18 protein-coding genes are annotated in these 18,761 nt (G+C 59.3%); 10 read left to right on the top strand and 8 right to left on the bottom strand.

What is annotated here, in order from left to right; all coding sequences use genetic code 11:
- Positions 1–315, bottom strand: coding sequence for a hypothetical protein (locus DNK10_RS26220; protein WP_244216306.1), 315 nt, complete (start codon positions 313–315; stop codon positions 1–3).
- On the bottom strand, positions 312–1,214 hold the full coding sequence (locus DNK10_RS23210) for a DMT family transporter (RefSeq protein WP_131193185.1): 903 nt from the start codon (positions 1,212–1,214) through the stop codon (positions 312–314). The genes DNK10_RS26220 and DNK10_RS23210 overlap by 4 nt, the downstream gene beginning before the upstream one ends.
- Before the next feature lie 83 nt (positions 1,215–1,297).
- Here DNK10_RS23210 and DNK10_RS23205 point away from each other — a divergent pair, with 83 nt between their 5' ends.
- Positions 1,298–1,795, top strand: a complete 498-nt coding sequence (locus DNK10_RS23205; protein WP_131193184.1) for a MarR family winged helix-turn-helix transcriptional regulator — start codon at positions 1,298–1,300, stop codon at positions 1,793–1,795.
- A gap of 14 nt (positions 1,796–1,809) precedes the next feature.
- Positions 1,810–2,106, top strand: a complete 297-nt coding sequence (locus tag DNK10_RS23200; RefSeq protein ID WP_131193183.1) for a hypothetical protein — start codon at positions 1,810–1,812, stop codon at positions 2,104–2,106.
- Positions 2,107–2,295: 189 nt separating this feature from the next.
- Here DNK10_RS23200 and DNK10_RS23195 read toward each other — a convergent pair whose 3' ends face one another.
- Positions 2,296–3,189 (bottom strand): LysR family transcriptional regulator, encoded by an 894-nt coding sequence (locus DNK10_RS23195; RefSeq protein ID WP_131193182.1) that lies wholly within the window; start codon positions 3,187–3,189, stop codon positions 2,296–2,298.
- Positions 3,190–3,283: 94 nt separating this feature from the next.
- On the opposite strand from DNK10_RS23195, the gene DNK10_RS23190 reads away from it, so the two are divergent.
- Positions 3,284–4,450 (top strand): MFS transporter, encoded by a 1,167-nt coding sequence (locus tag DNK10_RS23190; protein ID WP_131193181.1) that lies wholly within the window; start codon positions 3,284–3,286, stop codon positions 4,448–4,450.
- Positions 4,451–4,570: 120 nt separating this feature from the next.
- On the opposite strand, the gene DNK10_RS23185 is transcribed toward DNK10_RS23190, so the two are convergent.
- Positions 4,571–4,873: a LasR-specific antiactivator QslA gene (locus DNK10_RS23185; RefSeq protein WP_131193180.1), complete on the bottom strand. Its 303-nt coding sequence runs from the start codon at positions 4,871–4,873 to the stop codon at positions 4,571–4,573.
- A complete protein-coding gene (locus DNK10_RS23180; RefSeq protein WP_131193179.1) occupies positions 4,866–5,108 on the bottom strand; it encodes a hypothetical protein in 243 nt (80 codons plus the stop codon). Before DNK10_RS23180 ends, DNK10_RS23185 begins: the two co-directional genes overlap by 8 nt.
- Positions 5,109–5,831: 723 nt before the next feature.
- On the opposite strand from DNK10_RS23180, the gene DNK10_RS23175 reads away from it, so the two are divergent.
- Entirely contained in the window at positions 5,832–8,270 is a 2,439-nt protein-coding gene (locus tag DNK10_RS23175) for an AAA family ATPase (protein ID WP_131193178.1), read from the top strand.
- A gap of 323 nt (positions 8,271–8,593) precedes the next feature.
- Positions 8,594–9,511, top strand: a complete 918-nt coding sequence (locus DNK10_RS23170) for a M48 family metalloprotease (RefSeq protein ID WP_131193177.1) — start codon at positions 8,594–8,596, stop codon at positions 9,509–9,511.
- Between the two features lie 269 nt (positions 9,512–9,780).
- Here the strand turns inward: DNK10_RS23170 and DNK10_RS23165 are convergent, their stop codons facing one another.
- The 3 genes from DNK10_RS23165 to DNK10_RS23155 form a co-directional block, all read right to left on the bottom strand.
- Complete coding sequence (locus tag DNK10_RS23165) at positions 9,781–10,128, bottom strand: antibiotic biosynthesis monooxygenase family protein (protein ID WP_131193176.1); 348 nt, start codon at positions 10,126–10,128, stop codon at positions 9,781–9,783.
- Positions 10,129–10,169: 41 nt separating this feature from the next.
- On the bottom strand, positions 10,170–11,144 hold the full coding sequence (locus DNK10_RS23160) for a zinc-dependent alcohol dehydrogenase family protein (protein WP_131193175.1): 975 nt from the start codon (positions 11,142–11,144) through the stop codon (positions 10,170–10,172).
- A 155-nt stretch (positions 11,145–11,299) separates the two neighbouring features.
- Positions 11,300–11,602: an ArsR/SmtB family transcription factor gene (locus DNK10_RS23155; protein WP_131193174.1), complete on the bottom strand. Its 303-nt coding sequence runs from the start codon at positions 11,600–11,602 to the stop codon at positions 11,300–11,302.
- Positions 11,603–11,782: 180 nt separating this feature from the next.
- Here DNK10_RS23155 and hrpA point away from each other — a divergent pair, with 180 nt between their 5' ends.
- The 5 genes from hrpA to DNK10_RS26050 all read left to right on the top strand — a co-directional run.
- Positions 11,783–15,844, top strand: coding sequence for an ATP-dependent RNA helicase HrpA (gene hrpA / locus DNK10_RS23150; protein ID WP_131193173.1), 4,062 nt, complete (start codon positions 11,783–11,785; stop codon positions 15,842–15,844).
- Positions 15,845–15,899: 55 nt separating this feature from the next.
- Positions 15,900–16,787: a serine hydrolase domain-containing protein gene (locus tag DNK10_RS23145; protein ID WP_131193172.1), complete on the top strand. Its 888-nt coding sequence runs from the start codon at positions 15,900–15,902 to the stop codon at positions 16,785–16,787.
- 566 nt (positions 16,788–17,353) lie between these two features.
- A complete protein-coding gene (locus DNK10_RS23140; protein WP_131193171.1) occupies positions 17,354–17,872 on the top strand; it encodes a hypothetical protein in 519 nt (172 codons plus the stop codon).
- A 10-nt stretch (positions 17,873–17,882) separates the two neighbouring features.
- Entirely contained in the window at positions 17,883–18,326 is a 444-nt protein-coding gene (locus DNK10_RS23135; protein ID WP_131181346.1) for a DUF421 domain-containing protein, read from the top strand.
- A 180-nt stretch (positions 18,327–18,506) separates the two neighbouring features.
- Positions 18,507–18,761 (top strand): hypothetical protein (locus tag DNK10_RS26050; RefSeq protein WP_208738861.1); only part of this gene is annotated, 255 nt, incomplete at its 3' end.

The following is an 18,761-nucleotide window of genomic DNA, read 5'->3' as shown; positions in this document are numbered from 1 at the left end:
TCAGCCGGTTCGCGTGTGAAAGTGCCCGCTGCCCGGCTTGAAACGCGCGGCCATGGCCATCAGCGCCAGGGTGGCTACGGCCATGGCCAGCCAGCTCAGCCGCAGGTCGTCGGTGTACTGGCGCAACACACCGGCAGCCAGGACGCCCAGGCCCATGATCACGATGGGCAGGCTGGTCAGCAGGCTGGCGCCGACATGACCCAGGCCGGTGTCGAGCTGGATGCGGTCGAGCAGCGGGCCGACCGCCGCCAGCACCGGGCGCAGGTTCAGGCCGAGCAGGACGATGGCGACCAACAGCAGGGGCTGATGTTTCATCGCGTGTTCTCCTGCGCGCCACGCCAGGCGACCAGCAGCACGCCGCCGACGATGCACAGCGCCGCCAGCAGCATCGCCAGGCTGCCGCGCTCGTCCAGCAGGCCGATGGCCATGGCCGCACCGAGCATCGCCGCCACCGAGCCGATCTGGCTGAGGAACACCGCGCCAGCCAGTTTCTGCAGCACGAAATACAGGGCGTAGACGATGGCGAACAGGGCCATCTGCGCCAGCAGCAGGGCGATCGCCAGCCCGCTGTCCAGGGTGGGGGCGAGCCTTACCTCGAACAGTGCCAGAGGCAGCAGGAGCAGGGCGCCACCCAGCAGCATGCCGGGGGCCAGCGACAGCGGGCTGGCACCGGGTGGCCAGCAGCGCGAACGGTAGATATTGCCCAGGGCCAGGAACAGCGGCACGGCCAGCGCGGCGATGACCCACGGCAGCGGGCTGTCGCCGCTGTGCAGCTTGTCCAGCGCCAGCAGCAGGCTGCCGCCCAGGCCGATGCAGATACCGAGCAGGCGCACGCGGCTCATGGGCTCCATGCGCAAGGCCAGGGCCAGCAGGTAGGTGATCAGCGGCGGAAACGCCAGGCACAGGGAAGCGAAGCCGGCACCGACATGGGGGATGGCGCTGAACAACAGGCCATTGGGCAGGGCGATGCCGAGCAGGCCGGAGACCAGATAGTAGCGTTGCAGACGGGGCGCCAGGCCGGGCGTTTCGCCGCGGATGCGGGTGAACAGGAGCAACAGCAGGCCGCCGCCGAGCAGGCTCCACAGCAGATAGGCCACGGGTGACCAGCCCGTGCTGGCAGCCAGTTTCACCAGATTGCTGGTCAACCCCATCAGGGCACCGATGCCGAGCAACAGCAGAAGCGCCAGGAGCGGGCGTGAATTGGCAGGTGACATGGCTGGCCTCATCCGATGAATACGCTAAGATGGCAACATTCTTTTTGATAAGTATCTTGATGGCAAGATAAATCGAGGGCGGCATGCGGGATCGTGCACAACTGGCCACCGAGCAGTGGCAACAGCAACGCCCGGATCTGGACGGATTCGCCATGGCGGTGATCGGTCGCCTGGGCGAACTGTCCCATGTCATCAGCCGCGATCACCTGCTGCCGTTCTTCGCCGCGCACGGCCTGCAGGCCGGTGAATTCGACCTGCTCGCTACCTTGCGCCGTTCAGGCGAGCCCTACGCGCTGATGCCCACGGCGTTGTATGAGAGCGCGATGATTTCCTCGGGCGGCATGACCAGCCGTATCGACCGCCTGGAAAAAGCCGGACTGATCGAGCGACGCAGGCACCCGACCGACCGCCGCGGCATCCTGGTGGCGCTGACGCCGGTGGGGTATGAACTGATCGACAGCATGCTCAGTGCCCACGTTGATAACCTGCAACGCCTTCTGGCTGCCCTCAGTGACGAGGAAAAACAGCAGTTGCATGCACTCACCGGCAAGCTGCTGGCCAATCTACAACCGGGTGAATGAAAGGAAGCGAGCCCATGTCTCTCACGGCATTGATCATTGGAGTGATTGGCCAGTTGTTTTTCGCAGGCCTGCAGGGCCTGCTCGTTGTGTTTTCCGGTGCTGCTCTCGCCAACCACAGCGAGCTGACGCCGTTCCAGGATCGCCTGCTGTCGAGCCTGATGTTGCTGCTACCGGCCATCTCGATATTCACCGCGGGCCTGCTGATCGTCGGCTACCTGAACTCGGCGCCTTGGTTGTCCAACCTGTGGCATTTGCTGCCGGTCGTGGGATTCGGGCTGTATCTGCTGTTTCTGCTCTGCGTGAATCACTGAGCGGGCAGGGCGTTATCTGGGCTAGGTCGTAGGGTGGACAACGCTTTTCTTGTCCACCGTCGCGATTGCCGAATGGTGGACGGGTCGGGCCGCGTAGGTGAAGCGTCGTCCACGTTGATAACGGCTGCTATTGCCCTGTTGCCGCTGATCTACAGGGGCCTGCCAACTTCGAGGGTCTTCAACTGGCGCTTACAGCCGGTGATGCTCGATCAGAAAATCCACGAACACCCGTACCCGCGCCGGCATTGCCGAACCGCCAACGAACACTGCATGAATCGGTTCCCGGTCGCCGGGGTTCCAGGCTTGCAGCAGCGGCACCAGGTCGCCGCGCTGCAGATCCTCTGCCACGCTGAATTCGCCGATACGCGCGATGCCGGCACCTACCCGTGCGAGTTGTGCCAGTGCCTCACCACTGCTGCATTCGATATTGCCGCTGACCTTCAGGGAAAACTCTTTGTCGTCGCGGATGAACGGCCAATTGGGTTCGGCACGGCGGAAGTTGAAGCGCAAGCAGTTGTGCCTTAGTAGGTCTTCCGGTTCCTGGGGTGTGCCATGGCGTTGCAGGTATTCGGGCGAAGCCACCACTACCTGGCCGGTGTCGCCGATCTTGCGTGCGGTCAGCGGGCTGTCGGGCAGATGGCCGAAGCGTACCGCCACGTCGGCCTGGCCGCCGAGAATGTCGACCACTTCGTCGCCGAGGGTGAGATCGACGACGATGTTCGGGTAACGGGCGCTGAAGGCGGCCACCAGGGGAACGATGGCCAGCCGCCCATGGCCGAGGGCGGCGCTTACCCGCAATCGGCCCCTGGGTACGCCCTGGTCGGCGATGGCTTCTTCGACCTCGGCCATGTCGGCCAGGATACGCCGGGCGCCGCGCAGGTAAGCCTCGCCCTCGGCGGTGAAGGTGATCGCCCGGGTGGTGCGCAACAGCAGGCGGGTGCCGAGACGTTGTTCGGTACGCGCGATGATCCGGCTGACCGCCGAGGGTGTCAGCCCCAGTGCCCGCGCGGCGGCCGACAGGCTGCCTTCCTGCGCCACCGTGGTGAATACGCCCATTTCACCTGACCTGCCGTTGACGTCCATTTGTGCTCCGTACGCAAAGGTGCTTTCCAGAAAAGCTATCTACCGCCTGAAAAGGCTGGATCCTATCATTCGCGGCATAGATAAGGAGCCTTCCATGCGTATCAATCCACCCCTTGTAGCACTCGCCATTGGTGCCTTTGGCATCGGCGTTACCGAGTTCGCCCCCATGGGCATGTTGCCGGGCATCGCTGCGGATCTCGGCGTTTCCATTCCCGCCGCAGGCCTGTTGGTCAGTGCTTACGCCCTGGGCGTACTGCTCGGCGCGCCGCTGATGACCCTGACCACCGGCAGGATTCCCCGGCGCTATCTGCTGATCGGCCTCATGGCGATTTTCACCCTGGGTAACCTGATGTCGGCCCTGGCGACCGATTACTACAGCCTTATGTTCGCCAGGGTGGTGACCTCACTGAACCACGGCGCGTTCTTTGGCGTCGGCTCCATCGTCGCCGCCAGCGTGGTCGCCCCGGAAAAACGTGCCGGGGCGGTGGCGGCCATGTTCATGGGCCTGACCCTGGCGACCATCGGCGGTGTACCGCTGGCTGCCTGGTTTGGTGAAGTGCTCGGTTGGCGCACCGCATTCTGGGGTATTACCGGCCTCGGCGTGGTGGCCATGGCCGCGTTGTGGTTCGCCTTGCCCAACCTGCCGGCGCCGAAAAGCGTCGGTGTAATGGCCGAAATTCGCGCGCTGGGCCGTGGCCCGGTGCTGGGGGCGTTGGCCCTGACCGTGGTTGGCTCGAGTGCGATGTTCACCGTATTCACCTATATCGCGCCGATCCTCAGCAGCGAGACCCATGCGTCCACCGCCTTCATCACCGCCATGCTGGTGCTGTACGGCGTGGGCCTCACGCTGGGCAACATGTGGGGCGGCAAGGCCGCCGATCGCTCGATAGACCGCACCCTGATCGTTTCGCTGAGCGTGCTGATTATCGTCTTGCTGGCGTTCACCGTACTGATGCGCTGGCCGCTGCCAGCCGCCGTGGCCATCCTGATCTGGGGTATCGCCAGCTTCGCCCTGGTGCCGCCGTTGCAGATGCGCGTAATGGAAGCCGCCAAGGACGCGCCCAACCTGGCCTCGGCGGTGAATATCGGCGCCTTCAACTTCGGCAATGCGATTGGCGCGGCGCTGGGCGGCGCGGTGATCAACGCGGGGTTGGGCTACCCGGCGATTTCACTGGCGGGGGCGGCGATGGCGGCGCTGGGGCTGTTGATGGTGTTGGGGTTTGCGTGGCGTTCCAGGGCGGTTGCGGCTGCGGTGGTGTGACGCTGGCGAGAGCAGGGCGCGTGCTGCCCGCAGGAATCTGGCACAGCGTCTGTCGGTGTGTGCCAGCGCAGCCGTGATACCGAGCGGCGGGCCGCGTAACGCAGCCCACCGCTTGCCTGCCTACAACCGCGACTCCGTGGGCCGTGCCAGATGCCCGCCACCCAAGGGCGAACACCGGCGCTGGTGAATGCGGCTGAGAAGGCCCAGCTCGAAGGCATGGCGCTGAGCACCCGGCGGGAACGGCTGGCGCTCGATCAGCAGGTTGGCCCACAGCCAGCCACTGTCGGCATCGACCAGCCGGGTCTGTGTCTGCTGCGCGCCATGGGTGAGGCTCGCCTGGCGGTTCTCGCCCCAGCCGCAGGCCGCGGCTGGTTGCCCATCATGTGCCGGCAGATGAGTGAAGTAACACTGCCGCTCAATCATGCTCGGCCCTCCCGTGCGCCTGGTTGATGGCCTGGCGGTAAAGCACGATCAGCTCGCTGAGCAGTGCACTGGTGGTATCCGCCAGCTCCTGCTGCGGCATACGCCTGAGCAGCTTGGCCAGCAGCGCCGCCCGATACTCGAATGCAGCCTGAACCCAGCACTCATCGGCCACATGGCTCTGCAACGGGTTCGGCGGCGTCGGGAGGGGGACAACGACGGATTCAGGACGGCTCATGCGGCACCTCCAGGAGGGAAGTCGACACGACAGTCGGTAGCCCAGGGCGGTGCCCTTGGGTAAAAGGGGGATAGTGCATTTTCCTTATGCTCCTTCGTGAATTTAAGGAGCCGCCAACCAACCTTCCTACGGGTTTGGGTGGCGGACCGTGCAAGGGTAGGAATACCGGCCACGAAGGACGCCGGCCAGGCCGAGGCCTGCCTCACACGGCCCGCCATAAATGCGCGAGAAAACAGCAGGCATAAAAAAAGCGCCTGCTCTCGGCTATGGCGCTACCGCGCCTTCGTGGGATCGGGTTCCTACACCCGGTCACGGGATTTACCGTGACGGGAGGACTTTAGCGTGGGGGGAGGGAATGGGCAAGGTTTGAGGGGCTGGGGTGTTGCCGAGGGGCTGCTAGCGGCCAGAAGCGGACAACCATAGAAAAATAAATCTGTTCCCTTTTCGATGATGCGCAACTTGAGGAGATGCACAGTGGCTAGCTGTAGTCGAGGTAGTAGGGCGCGCTTAACCACTCCCTAGAGCGATGAACAAACAGGGGTAGATCACTACTCCGGGCTCGCAATGGTAATTCTCGAGTGCTACCGACTTCACAAGCTGGTGTAGTGGTCTATGCTGGGATGGCAAAATGCCATTTCCTGCTCTAGATTCGGGGGGCATGCGTCATATCTAGGGCCACCCCTTGGCTTGTTCCCTAATTCCCCCTCTCCACGGATGCGAGACATGATTGAATCAATCACCCTTTCCGGCGTCGCCACCTACAGCCCCGTAACTCCCGAAAAGATTCAAAACCTGAAGGCCGTGAACTACTTCTACGGTGCAAACGGAGCCGGCAAGACAACCATCAGCAGGCTGATAAACAACCCAGCACTATCAGCTGCCTCCAGGGTCACGTGGGCAAAGGGCAATCCAATCCCAGCCATGGTCTACAACAACGACTTTATCGCTGCGAATTTCACTGATTCGAAGCAGTTCAAGGGTGTGTTCACGCTGGGACAAACCGAGAAGGCGCAGCTTGATCGTTTAGAAGAGCTTCAGAAGGAAAGACGCGGTCACGAGCAGGTCAAAACCAGAGCGCAAGAAAACCTGAAAGGCCCCGACGGCGTCAGCGGGAAGATCGGCGAAAAAAACGCCTTGGAAGCAAAACTGGTAACGAGGTGTTGGGAGCAAAAACAGAAGCACGACAATGAGTTTCAAGGAGCTTTTACAGGCCTGAGAAATAACAAGGAGGCCTTCAAGAACAGGGTCTTGCAGGAGAGCAAAGATAATACCTCGCAGCTGGTTGATATTGAAGACCTGCGCAAACGCGCAGACGTTCTTTATGGTGATGCACCATCGCCCATGAATGCTGTCCCTGGTCTTGACCTATCTCGCTTGGTCACGTTTGAGCAAAACCCTGTACTCAGCAAGAAAGTGGTCGGTAAAGAGGATGTCAATGTATCTGCGATGATCCAGCACTTGGGGAACAGTGACTGGATTAGGCAAGGTATGAAGTACTTGGGCCATACCGACGATGATTGCCCTTTCTGCCAGCAAAAGCTGCCACATGATTTTGAGAAAAGCCTTGAAGATTACTTCGATGAAACATTCGAGGCTGATACTAAAGCTCTATCGCAGTTTCGCGATACTTATAAGTCGGTAGCAGATGGTCTGTTAGCCCAGGCTCAGACACTCTTGTCCACGGACTGCACTCATTTAGATAAAGAGAAGCTCGAAGTTGAATTGCAGGCCTTGAATGCAATTATATTAGTCAATAGTGAGCGCATTGGCCAAAAAGTGGCCAGCCCCAGTATTGATGTGGCGTTGGAAGGTCTTGCTGACATCTCGCTGAGAATCTCTGAGCTGATCAATTCAGCCAACCTCAAGGTCTCTGAGCATAATCGCCTAGTTTCGGGCTTCTCCGTTGAGCAGAAGAAGTTAACAGGTTCGGTGTGGCGGTATCTTCTTGATGTTGAGCTTAAAGACACTCTTGCTGATTATACCAACGATATTGATCGTATCAGCAAAGCAATTGCTGGCATCAGCGCAAGCCTGGATAAGGCAACGTTAGATATATCCATGGCTGACGCAGAAGTTGCAAAAATTGAAACCTCGCTGACAAGTGTGAGGCCTACTGTCATTGCGATCAACAAAATCCTTAAAGATTTCGGGTTTCGAAGTTTCTCCCTGGACACTGCGTGTACCGACAATTCATATCGCCTGATCAGAAGCGATGGAACTGATGCTAAGGCAACGCTCAGTGAAGGCGAAAAGACCTTCGTTACCTTCCTGTACTTCTATCACTTGCTCAGGGGAAGCATCACAACCTCGGGCATCAGTACTGATCGAATTGTCGTCATTGATGACCCGGTTTCAAGCTTGGATAGCGATGTACTGTTCATCGTGAGTAGCTTGATCAAAAAACTCTTTCACGAGGTTCGTCAGAGGGCGAATAACATCAAGCAGGTATTTGTCCTGACCCATAATGTGCACTTCCATAAAGAAATCACCTTTAATCCTCAGCGAAATGGTGATGACCCTATTAAGGATGAGACATTCTGGATAGTGCGAAAGCCCGATTATTTCTCGAGAATTGAAGGGTTTGAGAACAACCCAATTAAAACCTCCTACCAGCTTTTGTGGGCAGAGTTGACGAGAAATCCATTGCCCGCACTTACTATTCAAAACACCATGCGCAGAATCCTGGAAAATTACTTCAAGATTTTGGGAGGTATAGATACGAGTGTCATCATTGGGAAGTTCGAAGGGCAGGAGAAGGTTCAGTGCCAATCCTTGATCAGCTGGGTGAACGATGGGTCTCACTATTCGCCAGATGAGCTGTATGTCGCGATAAGCGATGGCATGGCGCACAACTACATGAGAGTTTTCTTCAAAGTCTTCAAGGTTATGGATCATATGCCTCATTATAAAATGATGATGGGCCGGAATTTTATCGATTTAGATCCAGTTGAGGATGAACCGGAAGATGAAGACTTGATAGGCAATGTTGGCGATGCTGCAGTCGGAGCAGACGCATTTATCATTGTTGCTGGTGCGCCTGGTAATGACGATGCCATCGAGTCATTGAGCACTCCTGCATCTGCGGTGATGGCTGTGGTCGCGCAGGCCCCCAAGCCATTCTCGTTAGGGACGGATGATTCTGATCCGGATACCCCATTCTGAGTTGATTGATCTTGGGTCGGCGTGCCTAGTGGGCGCCGGCGACAGGTTACTTTAGGCCAGAAGTGGCCATTCAATAGGGCTGCTCCCGACCCAAACCAAACGTCGGCGAAGAGCTACTTAGACAAAACATATCAGTTGAAAGATAGAAACTAAAATTCCCGCATGGATCATATAGAGCTTCAGCGTTATATCGAATACTTCCAGCGCCAACTCGTGTCTGAGGGGCAGAGAGCTTTTGGCAAGGACAGAAGGCCTGGTTTGACACGAATCGGTTCAAGATTGCTGAAAGCTACTTATCGTTCAGCGAAAAGCCTGGAGAAAGGTTGCAAGTGCTCGCAGAGGCCCTGTTAGCACACGAGGACCAAGGTGAGTACGATGATTTCTTTGCTAAGCAAATCTTCGAACCACTTGTCAAAGAAGCACTTGAAATCTGTGAGGCAAACGGAATAGCTCTCAAAAATCCGGTTAAGTTTGTTAATTCTCCTGGGCTTGATCCTTCGCCTACAGCATTGCCATCATCAGGTGAGCACCTTATCTTCGCTGGGCAAGGAACATCTGCCTTCTGCAACTACTGGTCGAAGATATTTTCCTCAGCTATCGCTGAGATCAGTGAACTACCGACTGAAGAGCGCTCCTCTTCCGAGGCTGTAATTCAAAAGCTGCGAGAGGGTCACATCCTCGTCGACGCAGCACGACTTGCGCTGCGCTATGCACTCTTCAATTCAGTGCTGGGATTTGGTCGAGTGGAGCAGCCGCGCGAACTTTTTGGCCCTCGCGTCATGTTGGTCAGTGCGATGGAGATATTTGCGATCGGACATGAGATTGGCCACTTCCTAGCTCACGAAGCCTATCCTGATGCGTCCGGCATTTCTCCAGAACAAGACTCCAAGACACACGAACTCGAATGTGATGCCGTTGGACTTGCGATCTCAACTGCGTATGGCGTTCGCAATGGTAACTCCTTTGCATTTCAGCTAATTGGCCCTCTACTTTTGTTCTACGCACTACGCATTTGCGAGCAAGTAAAGTCCATATTAATCGATGAGCCACCCACACCTAGCGAGTCGCATCCATCGCATGAGGAACGGTTTAAATATGCATTAAATTTCCTGTACAAAGCTGGTGCTACGGAAGATATCAAGGAAAGCGTCCATTTTGCTTTAGATGTCGCCATGCATGTTGGAAGCCAAGTACAAATGATCGCCAAAGATCTGAAGGCGCATATGGATGCAGGTGATTAGATTCCCCCCCCCCCTACTTTCTGTTTTTTTGCAGTAAGGCTCTAGATAGCCGAGTGCTTTTATTGGATAGTTAAGAGAACCCGCCCAGAAAATATGCGTGACTACAACAGTCCGCTTTTGGCCGAAAGCAGCCCCGCGGTCGGCAGCGATACGGCCAATAGCTGCCCCTCGCGAAGACTGGTTTGGTGCATGGTCGTCGTGGACACGCCGAGCAGACTGAGAGTGTCAAACCGTGCGTATTTCGACCTACTGTTAACAACCGGGGGATATTATTCTGGCATTACCATGCCAAAGGCGCTGTTCTGATCATCATGCTCTCCAGTAGTAAAAGCCGCCCCCTCGATATGGTAGACCTTCGGTTCTTCCGAAAAATATTCCTCCAGGCCCAGCATGAATATCCGATGGTCTTCACTCGCTTCGAAGCCCGGCGTGTGATCCTCGAGTGAAGCCCAGCGCACTATCAGGTTGAATTGCTCGGGGGTTTCAATCCCTTGCGCTAGCATGTGGCCGCCGTAACCCTTTGCGCGGGTGAGCAAAGGCGCAACTTCGGCGAATGCACGTCTGAACGCTTCAGTGCGTTCTTTGTGAACGGGGAGCAGAGCGATCTCATAAATCATGGTGTTTCTCCAAAATGACTTGAACCGTTAAAAGTACGCACTTACGAGATGGGCGATGGCTCGACTGCAATCGCGATTTTTCCCTGGAGGCCGTTGTTGGGGCTCTCCAGCCGGGCATGGGCGAGCGCAAGGTCGGCAAGCGAATAGACCGCGCCAACGTGTGGGCGCAGCTGACCGCGCTCTACCAATGCGCTCAGCTCATCGAGCTTGCCGCGGTTCTGCCTGGTGAAAACGAAGTGATAACTGGCGTTCTTACCCCAGGCCTGCACGAGGTTTTGTGGCTGGGCAATGTCCACAATCGAGACCACGCGGCCAAGTTGTGCGAGTGCGTCGGCGCTACGCGACAATGTGTTGCCGCCGATGGTGTCGAACACCACATCGACGCCGTGGCCACCGGTTTCCCGCAGGATGGCGTCGACGTAATCCTCTTTCTCGTAGTCGATGAGCACATCGGCACCCATGCTGCGTGCGAACTCAAAGTTGGCTTCGCGCACGGTCGTGAAGACCCGCGCTCCAATGGCTTTTGCCACCTGGATCGCGACATGACCGACGCCTCCCGCGCCGCCGTGGATCAGAATGCTTTCCCCCACTCTGAGCGCCGCTCGCACGGTCAGTGCTTCCCACACCGTCCCGCCAACCAGGGTCAGACTTGCCGCCTCAAGATGGCTCAGTGATGGCGGCTTCTTCCCGATAATGCTTTCGGCCGCAACGTGGTACTCGGCATAACTTCCTGGCCCGTCGAATATTTGCGGGGTGTACCAGACTTCGTCTCCCGGAGCGAAGGTCGTCACACCCGGCCCAACTGCTTCGACAACGCCCGATACGTCGTGTCCGGTAATGGCCGGCAGTGGCACCAGGTCGGCATAGTCGCCACGTCGAACCTGATAATCCAAGGGGTTGATGGAGGTTGCGTGTACCCGCACCAGGACTTGTCCCGCACCCGGCACTGGTTTGGGCACGTCGCGCAACTCGAACGATTCCGGCCCGCCAAATGATTTAAGTATCATCGCTTTCATTAGTAGATCCTCGTTTCGGTAAAAAGGGATATCGGTATTTTTCGATATAAAAAGGCAAAAAAATTTACGGGTTTTTCCTATGATCTCAGTTCATTGTGAGTCCTCGCTTCGACAAAATCGGATATCGGGATTTGTCGATATTTAAGGGTAAAAAATTACAGCTCCTTACCTATGATCTCGGCAAGAGCACTGATGTTTGCTTCATTGCGCTTGTAGTAGGTCCACTGCCCGATGCGCCGGACTTCGACCAGGCCCACTCGTTGCAGCGTCGCAAGGTAATCGGACACCGTCGACTGCGACAGGCCGACGCCTTCTTGAATGCTACTGACGCAGACGCCCACCGTATGAACGTCCCCTTCATCCTGTGGAGGGAAGTTCTTCACCGGATTCTTCAACCCCTTGAGGATTTCAAGGCGCGTACGGTTTGAGAGGGCTTTGAATATTTCGATCAATTCCATGAGCCTGATAGTATCGAGATTTACCGATATGTCAATGAGAGAGTCAACCGCCCGTCGGCATGCAATCCGAGGGTTGCTGCCGACGGGGTCGCCAGACGCCGTCTATCGACGGCCCCATCCTGCACGCCTTGGCGTGGAATCTGCGACAATCCCACCTTTTTCCGCGACCCCCCGAGCCTGATGACCGACGTCCCCTTCGATTTCGCTGCCCTGCAGAACAACCTCGACCACGCCATGATCGCCGATCGCCATCGTCTGCGTCGGCAGTTGCACGAGTTGCAGAAGAAGCCCGACGAAGCCAAACAGGCGCAATGGCTGGAGCGCTTCCAGGCGTCCTGCGCGAAGGTCGAGGCGCGGCGTTTGAGCGTGCCGGTGATGCGTTACGACGATGCGCTGCCGATCGCTGCCAAGCGCGACGAGATCAAGGCCGCGCTGGCCAAGCACCAGGTGCTGGTGATCGCCGGCGAGACCGGTTCGGGGAAGACCACCCAGTTGCCGAAGATCTGCCTGGAGATCGGACGTGGCCAGCACGGCCTGATCGGCCATACCCAGCCGCGGCGCCTGGCTGCGCGCAGTGTGGCGACGCGGGTCGCCGAGGAGATCGGCACGCCGCTGGGCGAGCTGGTCGGCTATCAGGTGCGCTTCGAGGATCAGAGCAAGGACAGTTCGCTGATCAAGCTGATGACCGACGGCATTCTGCTCGCCGAAACCCAGCATGATCGTTACCTGGAAAAGTACGACACGCTGATCGTCGACGAGGCTCACGAACGCAGCCTCAACATCGACTTCCTGCTTGGTTACCTGAAGACTCTGCTGCCGCGTCGGCCTGACCTCAAGGTGATCATCACCTCGGCGACCATCGATCTGGAACGCTTCAGCAAGCATTTTAATGATGCACCCATCGTCGAAGTCTCCGGCCGTACCTATCCGGTGGAAACCTGGTACCGGCCGCTGGCCGCCGAGGTGGACGAGGAGGGCGAGCGTCTGCTCGACGATCTCACCGTCGATCAGGGCATTCTCGCCGCGCTGGACGAGATTGCCGCCCATGAGAATGCCGAGGGCAAGCGCCCGGGCGACGTGCTGATTTTCCTGCCTGGCGAACGCGAGATTCGCGATGCCGCGGAAGTGCTGCGCAAGGCCAACCTGCGCTTTACCGAGGTGCTGCCGCTGTACGCGCGGCTGACGCCGGCCGAGCAGCAGAAGATCTTCGCGCCCATGGCCGGGCGCAAGATCGTGCTGGCCACCAACGTCGCCGAAACCTCGCTGACGGTGCCGGGTATTCGCTACGTGATCGACAGCGGCACGGCGCGGATCAGTCGTTACAGCTACCGCGCCAAGGTGCAGCGCTTGCCCATCGAGGCCGTTTCCCAGGCCAGCGCCAACCAGCGCAAGGGCCGTTGCGGGCGGGTCGAGCCGGGCATCTGCGTGCGCCTGTACAGCGAGGAGGATTTCCTCGGGCGGCCCGAATTCACCGATCCGGAAATTCTGCGTACCAACCTGGCGGCGGTGATCCTGCAGATGCTGCACCTGCGCCTGGGCAGCATCGAGGATTTCCCCTTTATCGAGCCGCCGGATGGCAAGGCCATCAGCAATGGTTTCAACCTCTTGCAGGAGCTCTCGGCGGTCAACCGCGAAGGGCAACTGACTCCGCTGGGGCGTCAGCTGGCGCGCCTGCCCATCGACCCGCGCCTCGGCCGCATGGTGCTGGAGGCCGCCAAGCTGGGCAGCCTGCAGGAGCTGTTGATCGTCGCCAGCGCGCTGTCGGTGCAGGATCCGCGCGAGCGACCCATGGATCGCCAGCAGGCCGCCGACCAGGCCCATGCGCAGTGGAAGGATGTCGATTCGGATTTCGCCGCGTTGATCAACCTCTGGCGCGGTTTCGAGGAAAAACGCCAGGAGCTCGGCTCCAACCCGCTGCGCAGCTGGTGCAAGAAGAACTTCCTCAACTACATGCGCCTGCGCGAGTGGCGTGATTCCCATCGCCAACTGGTGCTGCTGGCCAGGGATCTGCAACTGGGCGATAACGCTTCCCGTAGGAGCCCGCTTGCGGGCGATCCTGACTCCCGGCTTGTTGATCGCCCGCAAGCGGGCTCCTACAAGAGCGAGCTGCAGCCCACCACCGACACCAAGGTCAACGTGATCCTCCGCGAGCAGGCCGAGGCCAGCGAAGCCGCGCAGCGCGCCAAGAGTTACGCCGCCGTGCACAAGGCGATCCTCAGCGGCCTGCTCAGCCAGATCGGCCAGAAGGCCGAGGAGGGCGACTTCCTCGGTGCCCGTCAGCGGCGTTTCTGGGTACATCCGTCGTCGGTGATCGGCCGCAAGAAACCCAACTGGATCATGGCCGCGGAACTGGTCGAGACCACCAAGCTGTTCGCCCGCCAGGTCGCCAAGATCGAGCCGGACTGGATCGAGCCCCTGGCCGGTCACCTGATCAAGAAGAACCACTTCGAGCCGCACTGGGAGAAGAAGCGCGGCCAGGTGGTGGCTTTTGAGCAGGTCACCCTGTACGGCCTGATCGTGGTTGGTCGCCGCCCCGTGCATTACGGGCCCATCGACCCGCAGGCGTCGCGTGAGCTGTTTATCCGTGAAGGGCTGGTGCGTGGCGAAATCAACAGCCGTACCAAGTGCCTGAATGCCAACCGTCTGCTGCTGGAAAAGCTCGACGAACTGGAAGCCAAGGCGCGCCGCCGCGACATCCTCGCCGACGAGGAAACCCTGTTCGCCTATTACGAGGCGCGCATTCCCCAGGACATCTATCAGACCGCGACCTTCGAGAGCTGGTACAAGCGCGAGAGCGCCATCGAGCCGCAGCTGCTGATGATGCGCGAGGAAGACGTGCTGGCCCGCGAGGCGCTGGAAGTCACCGCCGCCCAGTATCCCGATACCCTGCACGTCGGCGAATTGCAGTTGCCGCTGAGCTATCACTTCGAGCCCAATCACCCGCGAGATGGCGTGACCCTGCGCGTGCCGGCACCGCTGTTGCCGCAACTGCCGGGCGAGCGCCTGGAGTGGCTGGTGCCGGGGCTGATCGAGGCCAAGGCCATCGATCTGGTGCGCGGCCTGCCCAAGGCGCTGCGCAAGAACTTCGTGCCGGTGCCGGACTTCGTCGGCGCGGCCCTGAGCAAACTCACCTTCGGCCAGGGCAGCCTGCCGGAAAGCCTGGGCCGTGAGCTGCAGCGCATGACCGGCGTGCGCATCAATGACGAAGCGTGGATCGAAGCGACCCGCCAGCTCGAACATCACCTGAAGATGAACATCGAGGTGGTCGATACCCACGGCAAATTCCTGGGCGAAGGCCGTGATCTGGCCGAGCTGATGGCGCGCTTCGCCGAGGCCAGCCAGGCCGCACTGGCCATCCCGCAGGCCGACAAGGTGCAGAAACCGGTGGAGGCCAAGGGCTTCGCTCAGGTCGCCGAGAAGACTCAGCAGAAGGTTGCCGGACTTTCCATGACCGTGTTCCCGGCCCTGGTGGAAGAGGCTGGCGTGGTCAAGGAAGGGCGCTTCCCGACCCAGGCCGAAGCCGAGTTCCAGCACCGTCGTGCCCTGCAGCGCTTGTTGCTGCAACAGCTGGCCGAGCCAGCCAAGTTCCTGCGTGGCAAATTGCCGGGCCTGACCGAACTGGGCCTGCTGCACCGCGACCTGGGGCGGGTCGATGCGCTGGTCGAGGACATCCTCCTGGCCAGCCTCGACAGCTGCATTCTCGAAGGCGAGCAGTCGCTGCCCCGTGACGGCGCTGCGCTGGCCGCCCTGGCGGAGAAAAAACGTGGTGCCTGGGCCGATCACGCCGAACGGCTGGCCCGCTTGACCCTGGAAATCCTCAAGCTGTGGCACGGCCTGCAGAAGCGCTTCAAGGGCAAGATCGACCTGGCCCAGGCGGTGGCCCTCAACGACATCAAGGCGCAGCTGGGCAACCTGGTCTATCCCGGTTTCGTCCGCGAAACGCCCGCCGAATGGCTCAAGGAAGTCCCGCGCTACCTCAAGGCTATCGAACAACGCTTCGACAAGATCGCCGCACAACTGCAGCGTGACCGCGTGTGGAGTGGCGAGCTGGCCGGCTACTGGGAACAGTACCAGGCACGCCTCGGCAAACACCTGCAGGAAGGCAAGCGCGACGCCAACCTGGTGCTCTACCGCTGGATGCTCGAGGAATACCGCGTCTCCCTGTTCGCCCAGCAGTTGGGAACGAAGATGGCGGTGTCGGACAAGCGCCTGAGCAAGCAGTGGAGTCAGGTCGAGGGTTGATGCGGATGCCTGCCTGACTCTTTTGCGTACTTTGGATTTATCAGAGGTGACTCGGATGTCGACATTTGCACGCTCGTTCGTGGTGAATGGCCAGCTCTCGGCTGCTGACCGCCAGGAACCACTCGTACCCTGGTGGAGTTTCACCAAGACCGTGCTGGCTGCGACTGCCCTGACCCTGGTGCGTGATGGGCTGGTGTCGCTTGACGATGTCGTGCTTGGCGGCCCTTTCACCCTGCGCCAACTGCTGAGGCATGAAAGCGGCCTGGCGGATTATTCCGAGCTTGCCGACTACCATGCCGCCGTTGCCCGTGGCGATAAGCCCTGGCCGGCCGACGACATGCTGGAGCGCCTCGATGCAGCAAGGCTGCGTTACCAGCCGGGCGTTGGCTGGGGTTATTCCAATGTTGGCTATCTGTACGTCACTCGGCTGATAGAGCAACTCAGTGGCACCGCCCTCGAAAACGCCATACGGCAGCGCGTGCTGCAGCCACTTGGCGTGCCGCTCGTTCGATTGGTGAAGACACCCGCAGACCTGCGTGATGTCGATATGGGCAGTGCTGCAACTTACCATCCCGGTTGGGTCTACCACGGCCTGCTGATTGGCAGATTGTCGGACGCGGCCTTGCTGCTCGATCGGCTGCTGGGTGGAAGCCTGCTGCCCGCAGCGCTGTTGAAGGATATGCAAGCGCGACGCGTGCTGGGTGGCCCGATTCCAGGGCGCCCATGGACAGTTCCAGGTTATGCCCTGGGTTTGATGCAGGGCGATATCGAGGGCGGCATCGTTCTCAGCGGTCACACCGGCGTTGGGCCGGGCAGTGTGATTGCGGTTTACCGTTGCGCCACGAGCAGTGGTACGGCGAGTTGCGCGGTGTTTCAGAAAGATGCCAGGGATGCCGACGTGGAAACTGAAGTGATCGCTCAGTTGCTCGGCGCTTTTCGCTGACTTAGGCGTAGGGTGGATGTCGCTTTATCCATCCACCATGGCAGTGCTGGGATGGTGGACAAAAAAAGCGTTGTCCACCCTACGGTTCTACCTCGGCGGTTGGGCGATTGTGTTGGCTGGTGCCCGCCATTGCCCCGGACAAAGTGCCGTTTCGCTTGATCAGTTCGGGGGGACGACGCTTTACCTACGCGGCCCGATCCGTCCACCGCTCTGCAATCGCAATGGTGGATGAAAAGAGCGTCAGCTACGCGCCCCGATCCACCCTACGTCCGCTAACGCCACACCCCGGATTACCGCAACCTGATGACCTGCTACTGATCGCTAACAAGCTCGTAGGATGGGTGAAACCCATCAATATACCGATGGGTTTCACCCATCCTACGTCCGCTCCCGCCACATCCGGATTACCGTAACCTGATGACCAGCTACTGACCGCTAACAAGTAGGTGTCGCGCCGCGCAAACAGGTACTTCCCATGAGATGCCTGTTCGCTCGGGTGTCCGATTGTTCGAACCGAGCGCTTGGCGGGGCGGTCACTCAAGTACAGGCCCGAGGAGGTCATTGGCATGAGCCGCTCGCAGCTCGATCCGGATGAGGCACAAAGCCGTCGTGTTCCCGTAGAAGAGAACATACGGGTTCAGCAATGTTTCTGGTTCATCGAACAGCTGGGTTGCCTGCTGTTGCCAGCGATCGTGCTGCTGACCCTGCTTGGCGTATTTTCCAACGGGCTGCTCAGCGACACCGTGGGCGCAAGTCCAGGCAACGATCTGCAGGTGCATTACGAGCGTTTTTTACGTAACGGCGCCACCACCTCGATGGTGATCGAAGCCCACCATGCCGGTGACGCGCCGGTGCAGATCACCCTCACCGGGGAGCAGTTCGACAACACGACTCTGGAAAGTCTCTACCCGCAGCCGTTGACCAGCGAATCCCTGCACGATGGCCTGTCATTCACCGTGCAGCCGGACGCGACAGGCCATGCGCGTCTCTATTTGTCATTGCGCGCCGAGGGCGTCGGGATGTTCCGCTCCAGAGTCGGCATTGCCGGTGAGACGGTTTCGCTTCGCCAATTCATCTACCCCTGAGGTCAACACGATGGACGCGGTATTGCGAGCGGCGGCGATCTACTTCGCCCTGATGATCCTGTTCAAATTCTCCGGCAGGCGCTCGCTTAGCGAGTTGACGCTATTCGATTTCGTGCTGTTGCTGATCATCGGCGAAGCGACTCAGCAGGCATTGCTTGGCGACGATTTTTCAGTGACCAATGCGCTGCTGGTGATTGTGACCCTGCTGACCATTGACGTCGCGCTGTCGCGCATCAAGTGGCGATGGCCGCGCCTGGATCTTTGGCTCGAGGGCTCGCCCGTGATCGTCGTTGAGCATGGCCGGCCTCTGGAGGGGCGGCTGAGGGCGGCTCATATGAGGGTCGAAGACATCCTTGAATCGGCACGTGAGAAACAGGGCCTGGAGCGCGTGGAGCAGATCAAGTTCGCCATCATCGAGAAGAACGGCAAGATCTCCATCATTCCCAACGAATGACACGCCGCTTCGCTTGATCAGCTGCGTAGGGTGGATGTCGCTTTATCCATCCACCATGGTGGTGCTGGGATGGTGGACAAAAAAAGCGTTGTCCACCCTACGGTTCTACCTCGGCGGTTGGACGATTGTGTTGGCTGGTGCCTGCCATTGCCCCGGACAAAGTGCCGCTTCGTAGGGTGGATGTCGCTTTATCCATCCACCATGGCGGTGTTGGGATGGTGGACAAAAAAAGCGTTGTCCACCCTACGGTTCTACCTCGGCGGCTGGGCGATTGTGTTGGCTGGTGCCCGCCATTGCCCCCGGCAAAGCGCCGCTTCGCTTGATCAGCTGCGTAGGGTGGATGTCGCTTTATCCATCCACCATGGTGGTGCTGGGATGGTGGACAAAAAAAGCGTTGTCCACCCTACGGTTCTACCTCGGCGGTTGGACGATTGT

Source organism: Phytopseudomonas daroniae, from assembly GCF_004327275.1.
Taxonomy (GTDB): Bacteria; Pseudomonadota; Gammaproteobacteria; order Pseudomonadales; family Pseudomonadaceae; genus Aquipseudomonas; species Aquipseudomonas daroniae.
The sequence above is the reverse complement of the archived record's forward strand: the minus strand, read 5'-3'. Positions and strand labels throughout refer to the sequence as shown.